The sequence below is a fragment of the Micromonospora sp. NPDC005979 genome, from assembly GCF_040614415.1.
Classification (GTDB): Bacteria; Actinomycetota; Actinomycetes; order Mycobacteriales; family Micromonosporaceae; genus Micromonospora.
Genome location: NZ_JBEXUR010000011.1, coordinates 188,683 through 203,760, shown reverse-complemented (window position 1 = coordinate 203,760; position 15,078 = coordinate 188,683). Strand labels below are relative to the sequence as shown.

Here is a 15,078-nt window from a genome sequence, read left to right as displayed (position 1 = left end):
TCTTGGGGCGGGCGGCTCGGCGCGGGCGTGGGGGTGGGACGGGTCAGTAGGCCTCGCCCACCGGCTCCTCCGGAGCGTGCTCGGTGTTCGCGGCGGCGCGGTTCCAGCGGGACCAGAGGACCCGCTCGCCGTAGCCGGCGGCCATCATGTGCGCGCACGCCAGGTACACCAGCACGCCGACGGCGAGCACCCCGAACCCGACCCAGAACGGCAGCGCCAGGGACTGCTCGGCGAGCTTGCCGGAGATGATCGGGGCGGGCGCGGCGGCACCCCAGCGGACCAGGTTGAACGCGCCGGTGGCGAGCCGGCGGTCGCTGGAGCCGAGGCCGAGCGCCAGGTCGGTGAGGTTGGCGTTGGCGAGGCCCATGCACAGGCCGGCGAGCACCAGCACCACGAGCGCCTCGGCGGTGCTGGTCGAGGTCGCGAAGAGGACCATGCAGACCAGCAGCCCGGCGATGGCCACGCCGACGGTCTGCACCGCGCCGATCCGGTGGGCGAGCCGGTGGCCGATCACCAGGATGCCGGTGGCCAGGCCGAGGCCCCAGCCGGTGAAGGCGAGCCCCAGCGGGACGACGTCCAGGCCCAGGAAGAGCGGCGTGTAGCCGAGGACGACGAAGAACACGAAGTTGTACGCGGCGGTCACCACGCACAGGGCGATGAACGCCGGACGGCGGTAGGTGGCGAAGATCTGGCCGACGCGTACCGGGGCCTGCCGGTTGGTGGGCTCGCGCAGCTTGCCGGCGGCTACGCCGAGCGCGAGGACCATGAACACGCCGCAGACGAAGAACGGCAGCCGCCAGGAGACCTGGCCGAGCAGGCCACCGATCAGCGGGCCGACGGCGAAGCCGAGGCCCAGGGCGGTCTCGAACAGGCCGACCACCCACTCCCGGTCGACGGCCAGGTTGACCAGTACCACCATGGCGGTGGCGAAGAACATCGCGTTGCCGAGGCCCCAGACACCCCGCAGCACGGACAGCTGCACGATGTTGTTGCTGAACGACGCGAGGATGGCCGCCAGGCCGACCACCGAGACGCCGGTGATCAACACCGGCTTGAAGCCGAACCGGCCGCTGGCGAGCGTCGCCGGGATCATCCCCAGGGCCATGACCGCGATGTACGCGGTGAACAGCAACTCCACCTGCCAGGCGGTGACCCCGATCGCCTCGCCGATGGCGGGCAGGATCGGGTCGACGACGGCGATGCCGGCGATGGCGAGGAACGCCACCAGCGTGGTGGCGTAGATGGCACTGCGGTTTGGTTCGGATGACCGATCCACTCCGACTCCCCAATTAGCTGTATCGTACAGGTATTTACCCTGTATCCTACAGCTATGAGCGACGACGACGAGAGCACCCTCGGACTGATCGAGACCGAGGTTGCCCTGCTGATGCGTTTCGGCGAGGCCACCCGACGGGCCAGCGGGTCCGCCGAGCACCGGGTGCTCGACCGCGCGGCGTACGTCATCCTGCGGCACCTCGACGCCGCCGGCCCGCAGAACGTCTCCGCGCTCGCCGCGCGGCTCAACCTGGACGGCTCGACGGTGACCCGGCAGGTCTCCGCCCTGCAACGCGACGGCCTCATCGCCCGCGCCCCCGATCCGACGGACGGGCGCGGCACGGTCATCTCCCCCACGACCGCCGGCCTCCAACGGATGGCCGCCGTGCAGGCCGCCCGCACCCGGCTCTACGGCGACATGCTGTCCGACTGGAGCCCCGAGGACCGAGAAACCCTGGCCCGGCTACTGGGCCGCCTCAACCAGGCCCTGGTAAACCGCAACCGCCCCCGCTAACCGCCAAGATCCGCACAACTACACCGAAGTTGCTGCCTCGGTCGCGCCGGAGGCAGCAACATCCCCGAAGTTGCGCGCACCCACCCGACCCCGGCCCGGCCCGAGCCCACGCGGCCCGCCCTGCCCACCCCCTCGAGACCCAGCCCACCCGACCCAACCCGACCCAGCCCGCCCCCGCCCGGCCCTGCCCGCCCGGCCCTGCCCCCGCCCGGCCCTGCCCGGCCCCGGCCCGGCCCCGGCCCTGCCCGGCCCCGGCCCGGCCCCGGCCCTGCCCGGCCCCGGCCCGGCGCGCCCCCGCCCCGCCCCGCCCGGCCCTGCCCGGCCCTGCCCGGCCCTGCCCGGCCCTGCCCGCCCCGTCCGGCCCTGCCCGGCCCCGTCCTGCCCGGCCCGGCCCGGCCCTGTCCTGTTCTGTCCGGCCGATCATGGAGTCGTGGTGGGGCACGAATAGGCGCAGTTAGCCATCATCCGGGCACCAGAACTCCATGATCGACGCGGGAGGTCGGCCCGCGGCCCTTTTCACCGCCACCGCCCAGCTTCCGAGCGCTGCGCCGCACCCGTTCGCCGCCAAGATCGCGCAACATCCTGGATGTAGTGGCATCCCCGCCGCCCGACACCACTACAACAAGGATCGAGCACGATCTTGACGGATGGTGAGGAGCGACGGGCGCACACAACAGGCGACAGGCGAGGGGCGACAGCTGAGGGGCGACAGGCGACAGGCGACCGGCGACCGGCGAGGGGCGACAGGCGACAGGCGACAGGCGACCGGCGACCGGCGACCGGCGAGGGGCGACAGGCGACCGGCGACCGGCGACCGGCGAGGGGCGGTGGGACCGCTGAGCGGCCCCGGGCGCCGGCCTCGCGGCGGGCGCCCGGGCAACAGCAACAGCAACAGCAACAGCAACAGCAACAGGGAACGCGGTCAGGCGACTGGTTCGCGGGCGGCGTCGGCGTCGCGGTCGGCGCCGGGGCTGACGCGCGGGTCGCCCTCGTCGGCGAAGTAGTCGTCCGGCTCGGTGCCGTCGACCCCCTCGGGCGTCTTCAGAGCCCGCAGCGCCAGCGTCACCAGCGCCGCGACGGCCAGGTTGACCAGCACCGCCACGATGCCCACATAGATCGTCTTCTTGGTGTCGAAGCCGAACTCGGACAGCGGGAACGCCGAGCCGCCGAAGTGCTTCTTCGTCGGGCTGGCGACCTGGTACAGCATCCACATGCCGAGGCCCATGCCGGCGACCCAGCCGGCGATCAGGGCGGTGCGGTGGAACCAGCGGGTGTAGAGACCCAGGGCTACCGCCGGCAGCGTCTGGAGGATGATGACGCCGCCGATGAGCTGGAGGTCGATCGAGAACTGCGGGTCGAGGAAGACGATGCAGGCGACCGCGCCGACCTTGACCACCAGTGAGGTGATCTTCGAGACGTTCGCTTCCTGAGCCGGGGAGGCGTCCTTCTTCAGGTACTCCTTGTAGATGTTGCGGGTGAACAGGTTCGCCGCCGCGATCGACATGATGGCCGCCGGCACCAGCGCGCCGATGCCGATGGCCGCGTACGCGACGCCGGCGAACCAGTCCGGGAACTGCTGGTCGAACAGCAGCGGCACGATCGTGTTGTTGTCCACGCTGCCGGCCGAAGCCCCCGGCAGCGGCTTCACGCCGGCCGCGATGGCCATGTAGCCGAGCAGCGCGATCAACCCGAGCAGCAGGCTGTACGCGGGCAGCGCCGACATGTTGCGCTTGATCACGTCACGGTTCCGGCTGGCCAGGACGCCGGTGATGCTGTGCGGGTAGAGGAACAGGGCCAACGCCGAGCCGAGCGCCAACGTGACGTACTGCAACTGGTTGTTGCCGTTGAGCAGGATGCCGTCGTTCGGGTTGGGTGACGCCTGGAACTTCGCGTCCGCCGCGTCGAAGATGTCGCCCCAACCGCCGAGCTTGTACGGCAGGTAGATGACCGCCACCAGGATCACGATGTAGATCAGGCTGTCCTTGACGAACGCGATCAACGCGGGCGCGCGCAGCCCCGACTGGTAGGTGTACGCGGCGAGGATGGCGAACGCGATGATGATCGGCAGGTGCCGGGCCAGGGTGCTGTCCCCCGTCACGCCCATCGTCTTGAGGACCGCCTCGATGCCCACCAGTTGCAGCGCGATGTACGGCATGGTGGCGACGATCCCGGTGATGGCGATGAGCAGCGCCAGCACGGGCGAGTCGAACCGCGTACGGACGAAGTCGGCCGGGGTGACGAAGCCGTGCCGGTGCGAGACGGACCAGAGCCGGATCAGCACCAGGAAGACCAGCGGGTAGATGACGATCGTGTACGGCACGGCGAAGAACCCGGCCGCCCCGGCCCCGAACATCAGGGCCGGCACCGCCACGAAGGTGTACGCGGTGTAGAGGTCACCGCCGACCAGGAACCAGGTGATCCAGCCGCCGAAGCTGCGCCCGCCCAGGCCCCACTCGTCGAGGTGCGCCATGTCCTTCGGCGCGCGCCAGCGGGCGGCCACGAAGCCCATCACGCTGACCAACAGGAACAGCAGCGAGAAGACGATGATCTCGGTCAGATGGTCGCGCCACATCAGCGGGTCCCCCGCTTCTTCGTCATCTGGTAGACGAGCGTCGTGGTGGCGACGCCGAGCAGGATCCAGGCGAGTTGCAGCCAGTAGTAGCGCGGGAATCCGAAGATCCGGGGCGCGTCACTGTTGAAGAACGCCGGGACCAGCGGCACCACGATGGGGATCAGGAGCAACCAGTTCCAGGGGCTGTGGTCCTTCGCCCTGGATGACGCCGTGGTAGGCGCCTCCGGTTCGGGTGCAGCCATCTGACACACCTCCGGGGAGTCGAGGCACTCGATGTAACGGCCGGAGGCTACGACTATGTGACCGCCGTCACGATCAGGGCGCGGACGGCTCTGCGCCGAACGGCGCATGGGCTGCGCCGAACGGCGGGGGGCGCGCTGCTCAGGCGGCCGGCAGGTGGGCGGTGTCGTTGACCGTGCGGACGGCGATGCCGCCGTCGGGCCACAGGTCGAGCACCGAGATGCCGGCCGCGTCCAGGAACAGCCGGTGCAGGAAGCCGTCGGTGGCGGCGAGGGCGTCGCGCAGCGCCAGCTTGATCGGCGAGACGTGCGAGACGACCACCACGGTCTCTCCGGGGTACGCCTTCGGCAGCGCGTTGACGACCCGGTGAACCCGTTCGGCGACGTGGGTGAACGACTCGCCGCCCGGCGGGGCGATCCGCGGCGACGCGAGCCAGGCGTCCATCTCCCCCGGCCACTGCTGGCGTACCTCGGCGAAGGTGCGCCCCTCCCACTGCCCGAAGTCGCACTCGATCAGGTCGGCCTCGGTGCGGACCGGCACGTCGCCGACGGCGGCGGCGATCGCCGCCGCGGTGGCCGTACACCGGGACAGGGGTGAGCTGAGCACGGCCGCGACGGACGGGGCCAGCGCGGCCACGCGCGCGCCGGTGGCGGCGGCCTGGGCGCGCCCGCGCTCGGAGAGCGGCACGTCGCCGCGGCCGGAGTAGCGGCCCTGCTCGGTGTACGCGGTCTCGCCGTGCCGCACGAGGATCAGCCGGGTGGCCGTGAAGCTCGGACGGGGCTCCCACGAGGCCGGCGCGGTCGCCGGGTCGCTGCCCGTCGACGCGCCTGCGGCCGGGGCGCTGGCCGAGGCCGGTACGCCGGGGGACGCCGGCGGGGTGGGTCGGCCGGCGGCGGCGTCCATCGCGGCGTTGGCGAGCGCGTCGGCGTGCCGGTTCTCCTCGCGCGGGATCCAGGTGAAGCGGACCGCGCCGAAGCGGCCCACCAGCGCGGCCGCCTGCGCGGCGAGCGGACGCAGGCCGGGGTGCTTGATCTGCCACCGGCCGCACATCTGCTCGACCACCAGCTTGGAGTCCATCCGGACGTCCACCTCGGTGGCGTCCAGCTCGGCGGCGGCCCGCAGACCGGCGATCAGGCCCTGGTACTCGGCGACGTTGTTGGTCGCCGTACCCAACGACTCGGCGCGCTCGGCGAGCACCTCGCCGGTCTCCGGGTCGCGCACCACCGCGCCGTAGCCGGCCGGCCCGGGGTTGCCCCGGGACCCGCCGTCGGCCTCGACGACGACCACGCGTGGCGCCACGACCTACAGGCCCGACTCGTTGGTACGGACCATGATCCGCCGGCAGTCCTCGCAGCGGATCACGTCGTCCGGGGCGGCCGCGCGGATGCGGGCCAGGTCGGCGCCGGAGAGTTCCAGCCGGCAGCCGCCGCAACGGCCGGCGGTGAGCAGCGCCGCGCCCAGCCCGGTGTCCTCGCGGATCTTGTCGTAGAGGGTGACCAGCTCGGCGGGGAGGTCGGCCGCGAGCGGCTGCCGCGCGCCCCGCTTGAACTCCTCGTCCTTGGCGATCTCGGCCAGCGCGTCGTCGCGGCGCTGCTCGGTGGCGGCCCGCTTGTCCCGGGCGTCGGCCAGCCGCTGCTCCACACCGTCGAGGACGCCCTGGGCGGTCTCCCGCTGCTCCATCAACTCCAGCTCGGCGTCCTCCAGGTCACCCTGACGCCGGTTGAGCGAGGCCAGCTCGTGCTGGAGCGCCTCCAGCTCCCGGGCCGGACCGGTGCCGGCGGCGAGCCGGTTCTGGTCCTTCTCCTTGCGGGCCCGGACCTGCTCGACGTCCTTCTCCAGGCGGGCGATGTCCCGGTCCAGGTCGTCGACCGCCACCTGGGCGCGTACCCGCTCGTCCTCCAGCGACGACAGTTCCCGGGCCAGCGCCTCCAGCTCGGCCCGCTCCGGCAGTGACCGGCGGCGGTGCGCGAGCTGGGCGAGGTTGGTGTCGATCGCCTGAAGGTCGAGCAGGCGGCGCTGGACCTGGGGGTCAGCCTTCACGGTCGGGCTCCTTGTCGTCCACAACGGGTGCGGCGGCGTGCACGGTCCACGGGTCGGTGTCCAGGTCGGACACCAGCGTCTCGACGCCCGGCGCCTCCCGCAGGAAGGCGGCCAGGTCGTCCAGCCACGGTCGTTCGGTCGCCCAGTGGGCGGCCTCGATCAGGGCGGGACCATCGGCGGCGACGTGCTCGCTGGCCGGGTGGTGCCGCAGGTCGGAGGTGAGAAACGCGTCCACCCCGGCGGCGGTCGCGGCGCCGAGGAAGCTGTCTCCCGACCCGCCGCTGACGGCGAGGGTACGAACCATACGCCGGGGATCGCCCGCGGCGCGAACTCCCCAGGACGTGACGGGAAGCACGGCGGCGGCGTGCCGGGTCAGCTCGGCGAGGGTCATCGGGTGGGGCAGCTCGCCGATCCGGCCGAAGCCACGGTCGTCACCATGGGCCGGCGAGCCGGGCGCGGGCCGTTGCAGCGGACGCAGCCCGGTCAGACCGAACCGGGCGGCCAGCGCGTCGGAGACGCCCGGCGAGGCCACGTCGGCGTTGGTGTGCGCCGCGTAGAGCGCCACGCCGGCCCGGATCAGCTCGTGGACGATCCGCCCCTTGACGGTCGTCGGCGCGACCGACGACACCCCGCGCAGTAGCAGCGGATGGTGCGCGACGATCATGTCGGCCTCGACGGCGAGCGCCTCGGCAACCGTCTCGGGCACCACGTCGACCACGCACAGCACCCGGCGGACCGGGGCGGTCGGCTCACCGAGCACCAGGCCGACACGATCCCACTCTTGCGCCCAGACGGGCGGATAGCGGCGCTCCATCTCGGCCACCACGTCGCTCACGGTGGAGGCGGATCGGCTTGTGCTCACGGCGGGCCAGCTTACCGGCGCGGAGGCCCGCAGGCGGTGACACCCGGTTCCGGCCGCGCCGACCCACGGTCCGGCCGCCCGTCGCCGGCCGCGGACTGACGACGCCGTGCGGGCCGCCGGTCTGACCGCACTGCGTGCTCCGCCGGTCGGGCGACACCGCGCCGGTTGCCGGTGCGGCAGCGCCGCCGACCCTCTGGCCGCGCCGGGCGGGCTCAGGCGGCGCGGTACGCGACGGTCCGCACTGCGGCCAGCGGCATCGCCCAGGGAAAGTCGTGCATGTGCTGCTCCCCCGTACCGGGCGGGTGCAGGGCGACCACGTGGTCACCGAAGAGCACCGTGATCCCCCAGTCCGCCAGCCGGGCCACGCCGGCCCGGAACGCCGGGTGAGCGGCCATCGCGACGTTGGTGTACGGCACGGCGACGATCGGGATGCCCTTGCCCTGCGCCTCGACGAGGAGGCCGAGCGCGAGGGTGTCGGCGATGCCGGCCGCCCACTTGTTGACCGTGTTCACGGTCGCCGGGCAGACGACCATGGCGTCGGCGGGCGGCAGCACGTCCGGGTCGCCGGGGTTCTTGTAGTGCGTCCGTACCGGGTGGCCGGTCTGTCGGTGAAGGGCGGCCTGGTCGACGAACTTCGCGCCGTCCGGCGTGGTGACCACGCAGACGTCCCAGCCGTCGGCCTGGGCCAACTCGACGAGGCGGCCGACGTGACGGGCCAACGGCGAACCGCAGGCGATGACGTAGAGCACCGCACGGTGCTCGCTGGTGTGTGGTTGGCCGGTCGTCACACCGGCTCCGCGCTCATACCCCTACTCCCATTTGCTCAGCCAACTCCGCTACCGGAGAAGGCGGCGCACCCCGTGTGCGACGAAGGACGTCGGACATCACCTCGTGGGCGATCGGTCGGCAGCGGATCTCCGACGGCGCGAGCCGGTCACCGAGCAGCAGCATCTCGCCGGCGTTGGCCACGTCGCCGATCTGGGCGTACCCGCGGGCGATGTCGAGCAGGTGGTGGGCCCGGCGTTCGGGCAGCAGCGCGTTGAAGTCGGGCTCGGCGATGCGCAGTTGGTGAACCTCCACCGCGCGGCCCCCGTCGCCCAGCTCGACGGCGGCCGCGGCCCGGTGCAGCTCCACGTTCGTCGGGCCGAACGAGGTCCAGTAGTGGTTGTGGTCGCCACCGAGCAGGGTGGCGGCCTCCTGCGCGCAGTTGATCAGGTCGTCGACGCTGGCCGAGTCGCCGATCCGGGACGCCGCCATGGCACCCTGCAACAGCAGCATCCCGTAGACGGACAGCCGGGCCGGCGAGACGTCGTTGCCGCCGCCCGGGGCCAGCCGGTTGGCGATCTGCACGTTCAGCTCCAGCGCCGGCCGGGCCCGGCCCATGGCGACCAGGGCGTTGCAGACCCGCGTGGTGGCGATACCGGCCAGCAGCGGGTCGTCGGCGCGCTGGGCCACCGCCATCGACCGGTCGGCGGCCAGCCAGGCCAGCTCGAACTCGCCAAGCTTGCGCAGCACCGAGGAGGCGATCTGGTAGACCTGCCCGAGCAGGTGCGCCGCCTCCGGCGCCTGCGCCCCGCTGTAGGCGGCGTCGGCGGCCTGCGCGTCGCGCAGCAGCTTGGGCAGCGCGCGGGTGAGCATCCCGTAGCGGCCGTACTGGTAGGTGAGCCAGGCGTGGTTGACGGCCTTGCGCATGTCGTCCAGCGGCGGCGGGTACGGCACGGCGTCGAAGTACGCGCTCATCGAGTCGTACCGCTCCAGGGCGGCCCGGATCTCCTGCACCTCGATCTGGTCGATGCAGTTCAAGGCGTCGGTACGCCGCTCCGGGTCGCGGCCCATCAGCAGTTGCACGTCCATCTGGAGGATGTCGGCGATCTCGTAGAGGACCGAGAACTTGTCCAGCCGGCGGACGCCCCGCTCGACCTTGTCGACCCAGCTCTTCGACTTGCCCAGGCGGTCCGCGAAGACCTGCTGCGACATCTTGCGTCGCCCCCGCCAGTAGGCCACTCGCCGGCCAATGGGTAGCTCGTCCATCTCCCCATCCCTCCCCTGCCACCGCCGAACGGGCGGGGCACTGTCCGCGGGTGCGGCGATCAGTCGTTCGTCTTGCAGTTTCCGCTGGTCGCACAGCCTGTACGTCAGCCGGACAGCCAGTCCTCGTACTTTTCGTGCAAGTTGCACGAGCCGTTCGTCAACCTCAACGATCGTGGGTTACGGCAGTGACGGTGCTCGAACTGCGACCTGGCGTCCGCCGGGCCCGACCGAGGGGAGATGGCACACATGTGGGGGAACGTCGGACCGCGCGTCGCCGAACTGTCGCCGCTGGAACGCGTCCGGCTGCGCCGGGTCGCCATCCGGTACGCCGTACACGGGTGGGAGGTGACGCCCGGCGCCTGCCTCGCCCGCAGCAGGTTCGTGTGCGGCCGGGCCGGCTGTCCCACCGTGGGTTGCCACCCCGCGCTGGAGAACTGGGAGCTGGCCGCCACCACCGACCCGGCCCGGGTGGCCACCTGGTGGCGGACGCGCCCACACGGCGTGCTGCTGCCCACCGGGCGGACCTTCGACGTGCTGGAGGTGCCGGCGCACCTCGGCCGGCACGTGCTCGACGCCGTGCAGACCCACCCGGCCGGCACCGGCGTACGCGGGCCCGTGCTGGTCACCCCCACCGGCCGGTGGATGTTCCTGGTGCGTCCCGGTGACCCGCTGCGGCCCGAGTTGGAGCACTGCTTCCACGTGGTCCGGCACGGGCCGGGCTCGTGGATCCCCGCGCCGCCGACCCGGCTGCCGGAGGGGACCGTCCGCTGGGCGGTCGCGCCGGAGCAGGCCCGCTGGCAGCTCCCCGACTCGTACCTGGTGCAGAACACCCTGATCGAGGCGCTGCGCGCCAGCGGGGTGACGCTCACCCACGACCTGCTCCCCGGGCACCTGCCGCTGCCCCGCCGGGGAAGGTGAGTCGGGGCCGGCCGACGATCCGATCCGGTGACCGACAGCGTCGCCGGGCCACCGGTCCTCGTTGAGCAGGTGACGGCGCGAACGCGCGCCACGAACGGGGGAACGATGTCCACACACGACCGGTCGCCGTATCCCGGCGGCACCGAGCCGCCCCGGCGCGGCCAACGAGGCCACCGTTGGGCGGGCACCCGCCCAACGGGCTCCCGCCCCGGCCGCCCTCGCCCCACCGGCACCCGCCCCGCCACAACCCACCGCCCCCTCCGCTAGACCCCACCCCCACCCTCCACGGCCCCCACCCCCCACCTCGTCGATCTTGCACTTTGTGTGGCGACATTCCCCCTCACAAGGGACGAATCGACAACCGAAACTGCAAGATCGCGGGGGACAGGGGCGGGGCGCGGGGACGGGGACGGGGGCAGGGAGCGGGTCAGGCCGTTTGCGGGAGGGCGGCGGAGTGGAACTGGCGGGCGTCGTCGGTGATCACCGCGTAGGTGTGGTCGGTCAGCCGGTCCAGCCAGCCGATTCCCGCGGCGCCCATGGCCAGGGCGGCGGTGGCGTAGGCGTCCGCGACACCCAGGTCGCTGCCGACCACGCTCACCGAGCGCAGTCCGGTGGCCGGCGCGCCCTTCCGAGGGTCCCGCACGTGCCGGCCCCGCTCGTAGACGCCGGAGGTGGCCACCGCCAGGTCGGTGCCGGCGAGCACCAGGCAGGTCGCCATCTCGTCCCACGGGTGCCGGATGCCGATGCGCCACGGCTCGCCGGTGGGCGAGAAGCCGCGTACGCGGACGTCGCCGCCGGCGTTGACGCAGTGGTTCGCCGCCCCGGCGGCGAGGAGCCGGTCGGAGGCGACCTGCGCCGCCCAGCCCTTCACGTACCCGGACGGGTCGAGCCCGCCGGTGGCGTACGCGTCGAAGAACCCGTCGGTGACGCCCCACAGGTCGGCGCAGGCCTCCAGCACGAAGCGCAGGTCGGCCGACGCCTCGGAGAGCAGCACCTCGCCCCGGTCGAACCGGCACACCTCGCTGTCCGGCCGGTACGTGCTGAACCGGGCGTCCACCTCGTGCATCCAGGTGAAGACGTCGTCGGCCAGCTCCCGCAGACGCGCCGGAGGCAGGTCGTCGGCGATATCCACGGTGATCGTCGTACCCATGATGTGCTCGACCCGGCACAACCCGGGACGGGTCATCGCGGCCGGCACGTCAGAACGCCTGCTCGATCGCGGACCGCAGCGACGACTTGTACGCGTTACTGGTGGCGGTGGCCTCGGAGACGGTGTTCAGGTTGGCGCTCTGCTTCTGCACCACCTCACCACCGGTGCCGTTGTACTTGTTCCGGACGTCGCCGCTGTGGATGTCGGACTCTCCGCCGCTGGGCAACGACAGCGTGGTCGCGTCAATGATCTTGTTGCCGGAAACAACGATCTGCACCTGGACGAACCCGTATATCTCGCGGCCGTCCGTCGCGTCGAAGCCGGTGCCGGTGACCCGGCGGGTGGTGGGCTGCTGCGGCGCCTTGGTGGTCTTCGGCGCGGTCGGGGCCTTCGCGGTGGTCTTCGTGCCGGACGGCCGGGCGGTGGTCTTGCCGGGCTTGGGCGACACCGACGCGTCGGCGGTCTCCGACGGCTTCGGCGCCGCACCCGACGGGTCGGCGGCCGGGGCGACGCTCGGGTCGACCCCCGGTCCGCTGGGGTTGACCGGTTGCGCGGTCGGCAGGTTCTGGGCGACCTGGGTGGTGCCTGGCGAGCCCTTGAGCACCACCAGGGCGGTGGTGCTGGCGGCCAGACCGGTGATGGCGAGCAACGCGCGACGCATGCGATGCCTTCCTACAGTTCGAAGGTGGCCAGGTGGATCTGTCGGCGGGGTACGCCGGCGCGGCGCAGCGCGCGCACCGACTGCTCGACGAGCCCGGACGGTCCGCACAGGTAGACGTCCCGCCGGGCCACGTCGGGCACCAGTTGGCGCAGCCCGTCGGGGCTCATGAGCTGGCGGGGGCCGGGGTCGTCGCGGGAGCCGATGACGTACCAGATCGACGTGTCGCGTTCCTGGGCCAGCCAGTCCAGCTCGCGGCTGAGCAGCACGTCGGCGGGGGTGCGGGCCCGGTAGATCAGGGCCGCGCCCGGCGGCAGCTCCTCGAGCATGGCCCGAATGGGCGTGATGCCGCTGCCACCGGCGATCAGCAGCGCCCGCTCGCGCACCCGGTGCGCGGCGGTGAAGGTGCCCGACGGTCCCTGCGCCCACACCCGGGTGCCCGGTTCGAGGTCGCGCAGGTCGGCGGTGTGCCGGCCGACGACCTTGACGGTGAGCCGCAGCCAGCGGCCGTTCGCGGCGGCGGAGACGGAGAACGGGTGCGACTGCCACCAGCAGCCGGGGCTGAGAAAACGCCAGCGGAAGTACTGCCCACCGAGCATCTCCAGGCGCCCCAGCCGCTCGCCGGTGAGGTAGACGGAGATCGTGTCCGGGCTCTCGGCGACCACGTCGGCGACGCGCAGCCGGTAGCGCAGGTTGAACGCCAGCGGCGCGATCACCCGTCCCCAGAGCAGCGCGGCGACCACCAGCAGGTAGAGCGCGATCCAGCCGGTGCGTACCGGGCCCGGCTTGTAGAGCTGCGCGCCGTGGCTGAACTGGTGCCCGTAGCCGAGCAGCAGCACCAGATAGCTGGACCGGTGCAGCAGGTGCCACAGCTCGTAGGGCAGCGCGCGCCGGATGGCCCGGACGCTGCTGAACCCGACCACCATCATGATGCCGGTGGCGACGAAGGCCGAGAGCATGTCCTCGTAGCTGCCGAGCAGCGTGCCCACCTCGGCGAACACCGAGTGTTTCCGCAGGTCGGCGTACCCGACGAGGATCAACGACAGGTGCGCCAGCACGGTGACCAGCAGCGTCGCGCCGATGTCGCGGTGCCAGCGGCCGATCTGCTCGCCGCCGATCCACCGTTCCAGCACCGGCAGGCGACTCATCATCAGCACCTGCACGAGCAGCAGGTAACCGGCGATCAGGCCGGTGATCCGGCCGCCGGCGGTGAGGGTCGAGGCGGTGCTGCGCAGCGAACCGGCGGGGGTGCCCAACCACCACGGCAGCACGCTGGCCAGCAACCCGACCAGCAGCAGCACGGCCAGCAACCGCCGGCCGCCGGGTCCGCGCCGGTCCGGGACCTGCGGGGGTACGGGAGCAGCCGACCGGCCGCCGTGCCGGGACGAGGTCCCGGTGCGGCGGCCGGCGGCGTGGGTGCCCGGGTACGTCACGCGTACAGCTTCATGGGGGCGTACTTCATGCGCGGGAAGACCTTCTGTACCTCGGCGTTGGTGAGCCCGAAGCGGCCCTGCGCCAGGGAGCCGTAGACGTTGAACATGTTGTTGTATTCCGGCACGTCGCCGGAGTCCAACTTGCTGAGCCCGTTCCAGGTGCCGAGCAGCGAACCGGCCAGCTTCTTGCCGGACAGGACGGTGACCACGCCGCCGTGGCCGTGGTCGGTGCCGCCGGTGTTCGAGCCGACCCGGCGGCCGAACTCGCTGGACACCATGATCGTCACGTCGGCGGCCTGCGGGCCGAGGTCGGTGAAGAACGCCGCCATCGCGCTGGCCAGCTCGTTCAGCCGGCGGTGCAGCTGACCACCGCTCTGGGTGCCCTGGTTCTCGTGGGTGTCGTAGCCGCCCATGCCGACGGTGGCGACCCGGACGTTGGCGCCGCCCTTGATGAGCTGGGCGAGCTGCTGGAACGCGTTGCCGACGCCCTCGTACTTGACGCCCGCGGCGGGCTGGTACGGCTTGGCGGCGAGCTTCTGGGCGGTGGCGAGCGCGCCCATGCCCTCCTGCACGGCCTCCTCCACCGGGTGGTTGATCCCGGTGAAGAGCCCCTTGATGGCCTTCTCGGTGGCGGCCCGGAACTTGTCGTCGCCGTTGAGGCGCAGCGAGCCGACGCTGTTCAGCGAGAGCGCGCCGTTGTTGCCGACCAGCGAGCGGGGCAGCGTGCTGCCGATGCCGACGCTGCGGAACGCGGTGCCCTTGCCGAGGTTGTCGACCAGGCCGTCGAGCCAGCCGCGGCCGCCGGTCTCGTTGGGCAGGCCACCCAGGTTGCAGGCGTCGGCGGCCTGGAAGTGGCTGCGGGACAGCCGCTCGTCGGAGACCGCCGGGATGAAGCCGAGCTGACCGGCCTTGAGGAAGCTCTCCAGCGGCTTGAACGCGCTGGTCAGCTTGAAGCCGCGGCTCAGGGCCAGCGAGTCGTTGCCGAGCAGCAGGTCGGGCCGGGCCTTGGCGAGCACCGCGTCGCCGTCCGGCGCGACGAGGCTCAGCCCGTCGAGACCGCCGTAGAGGAAGACGTGGATCAGCGTGCCGGTCTTGGTCGCCGCGAACGACGCCGAGGTGGTGACGAACTGGGCGGTGGCCAGCGCGGTGGCGGTGGCCGCGGCACCGGCGACGAACGTCCGTCGGGTGACGCCGCGTCCGTCCTGCTGGGCCTCCTCCAGGTCCTCGAGCCGGCGGTAGCGGTCGGCCTCGGCCGCGTTCTCGGCGGCCACGAGGTCGGCCTCGGCGCGCAGCAGCGCCTCGGCCGGGTTGTCGGCCAGCCGTCGCACGTCGGGGCATTCGGGGTGCAGGGGGAATGAGTTGTACACAGTCTTCTCCATCGGGTG

General features: G+C 72.4%; 14 protein-coding genes. 2 read left to right on the top strand and 12 right to left on the bottom strand.

Features of this window, described 5'->3' with window-relative positions; all coding sequences use genetic code 11:
• Window positions 1-43 precede the first annotated feature (43 nt).
• Window positions 44-1,276, bottom strand: coding sequence for an MFS transporter (locus tag ABZ272_RS20050; protein WP_355051449.1), 1,233 nt, complete (start codon window positions 1,274-1,276; stop codon window positions 44-46).
• 54 nt (window positions 1,277-1,330) lie between these two features.
• Here ABZ272_RS20050 and ABZ272_RS20045 point away from each other — a divergent pair, with 54 nt between their 5' ends.
• On the top strand, window positions 1,331-1,789 hold the full coding sequence (locus ABZ272_RS20045) for a MarR family transcriptional regulator (RefSeq protein ID WP_355051448.1): 459 nt from the start codon (window positions 1,331-1,333) through the stop codon (window positions 1,787-1,789).
• A 922-nt stretch (window positions 1,790-2,711) separates the two neighbouring features.
• On the opposite strand, the gene mctP is transcribed toward ABZ272_RS20045, so the two are convergent.
• From mctP to ABZ272_RS20010, 7 genes are all read right to left on the bottom strand, one after another.
• Window positions 2,712-4,361: a monocarboxylate uptake permease MctP gene (mctP, locus tag ABZ272_RS20040; RefSeq protein WP_355051447.1), complete on the bottom strand. Its 1,650-nt coding sequence runs from the start codon at window positions 4,359-4,361 to the stop codon at window positions 2,712-2,714.
• Window positions 4,361-4,603, bottom strand: a complete 243-nt coding sequence (locus ABZ272_RS20035; RefSeq protein WP_355051446.1) for a DUF3311 domain-containing protein — start codon at window positions 4,601-4,603, stop codon at window positions 4,361-4,363. The genes mctP and ABZ272_RS20035 overlap by 1 nt, the downstream gene beginning before the upstream one ends.
• A 139-nt stretch (window positions 4,604-4,742) precedes the next feature.
• Complete coding sequence (locus ABZ272_RS20030) at window positions 4,743-5,900, bottom strand: bifunctional RNase H/acid phosphatase (protein ID WP_355051445.1); 1,158 nt, start codon at window positions 5,898-5,900, stop codon at window positions 4,743-4,745.
• Between the two features lie 3 nt (window positions 5,901-5,903).
• On the bottom strand, window positions 5,904-6,641 hold the full coding sequence (locus ABZ272_RS20025) for a C4-type zinc ribbon domain-containing protein (RefSeq protein ID WP_355051444.1): 738 nt from the start codon (window positions 6,639-6,641) through the stop codon (window positions 5,904-5,906).
• Window positions 6,631-7,503, bottom strand: a complete 873-nt coding sequence (locus ABZ272_RS20020) for a Nif3-like dinuclear metal center hexameric protein (protein ID WP_355051443.1) — start codon at window positions 7,501-7,503, stop codon at window positions 6,631-6,633. The genes ABZ272_RS20025 and ABZ272_RS20020 overlap by 11 nt, the downstream gene beginning before the upstream one ends.
• Window positions 7,504-7,715: 212 nt before the next feature.
• The gene (locus tag ABZ272_RS20015; RefSeq protein WP_355051442.1) at window positions 7,716-8,291 is read right to left on the bottom strand and encodes a flavoprotein; all 576 of its coding nucleotides are present in this window, start codon (window positions 8,289-8,291) and stop codon (window positions 7,716-7,718) included.
• 13 nt (window positions 8,292-8,304) lie between these two features.
• On the bottom strand, window positions 8,305-9,534 hold the full coding sequence (locus tag ABZ272_RS20010; RefSeq protein WP_355051441.1) for a helix-turn-helix domain-containing protein: 1,230 nt from the start codon (window positions 9,532-9,534) through the stop codon (window positions 8,305-8,307).
• 246 nt (window positions 9,535-9,780) lie between these two features.
• Between ABZ272_RS20010 and ABZ272_RS20005 the strand changes: the two genes are divergently transcribed.
• A complete protein-coding gene (locus tag ABZ272_RS20005; RefSeq protein ID WP_355051440.1) occupies window positions 9,781-10,452 on the top strand; it encodes a bifunctional DNA primase/polymerase in 672 nt (223 codons plus the stop codon).
• Between the two features lie 427 nt (window positions 10,453-10,879).
• On the opposite strand, the gene ABZ272_RS20000 is transcribed toward ABZ272_RS20005, so the two are convergent.
• From ABZ272_RS20000 to ABZ272_RS19985, 4 genes are read right to left on the bottom strand one after another with little or no spacing between them, the layout of a single operon-like run.
• Window positions 10,880-11,602: an FAD:protein FMN transferase gene (locus tag ABZ272_RS20000; protein WP_355051499.1), complete on the bottom strand. Its 723-nt coding sequence runs from the start codon at window positions 11,600-11,602 to the stop codon at window positions 10,880-10,882.
• Between the two features lie 49 nt (window positions 11,603-11,651).
• Complete coding sequence (locus ABZ272_RS19995) at window positions 11,652-12,263, bottom strand: FMN-binding protein (RefSeq protein WP_355051439.1); 612 nt, start codon at window positions 12,261-12,263, stop codon at window positions 11,652-11,654.
• Between the two features lie 11 nt (window positions 12,264-12,274).
• Entirely contained in the window at window positions 12,275-13,693 is a 1,419-nt protein-coding gene (locus tag ABZ272_RS19990) for a ferredoxin reductase family protein (protein WP_355051438.1), read from the bottom strand.
• Entirely contained in the window at window positions 13,690-15,072 is a 1,383-nt protein-coding gene (locus tag ABZ272_RS19985; protein ID WP_355051437.1) for a DUF1501 domain-containing protein, read from the bottom strand. The genes ABZ272_RS19990 and ABZ272_RS19985 overlap by 4 nt, the downstream gene beginning before the upstream one ends.
• Window positions 15,073-15,078 lie beyond the last annotated feature (6 nt).

Bases quoted from the DNA above. Each gene is read 5' to 3' on its own strand.
- ABZ272_RS20010 (WP_355051441.1), bottom strand. From the start codon at position 9,534: ATGGACGAGCTACCCATTGGCCGGCGAGTGGCCTACTGGCGGGGGCGA.
- ABZ272_RS20045 (WP_355051448.1), top strand. From the start codon at position 1,331: ATGAGCGACGACGACGAGAGCACCCTCGGACTGATCGAGACCGAGGTT.
- ABZ272_RS19985 (WP_355051437.1), bottom strand. From the start codon at position 15,072: ATGGAGAAGACTGTGTACAACTCATTCCCCCTGCACCCCGAATGCCCC.
- ABZ272_RS20000 (WP_355051499.1), bottom strand. From the start codon at position 11,602: ATGGGTACGACGATCACCGTGGATATCGCCGACGACCTGCCTCCGGCG.
- ABZ272_RS19995 (WP_355051439.1), bottom strand. From the start codon at position 12,263: ATGCGTCGCGCGTTGCTCGCCATCACCGGTCTGGCCGCCAGCACCACC.
- mctP (WP_355051447.1), bottom strand. From the start codon at position 4,361: ATGTGGCGCGACCATCTGACCGAGATCATCGTCTTCTCGCTGCTGTTC.
- ABZ272_RS20035 (WP_355051446.1), bottom strand. From the start codon at position 4,603: ATGGCTGCACCCGAACCGGAGGCGCCTACCACGGCGTCATCCAGGGCG.
- ABZ272_RS20005 (WP_355051440.1), top strand. From the start codon at position 9,781: ATGTGGGGGAACGTCGGACCGCGCGTCGCCGAACTGTCGCCGCTGGAA.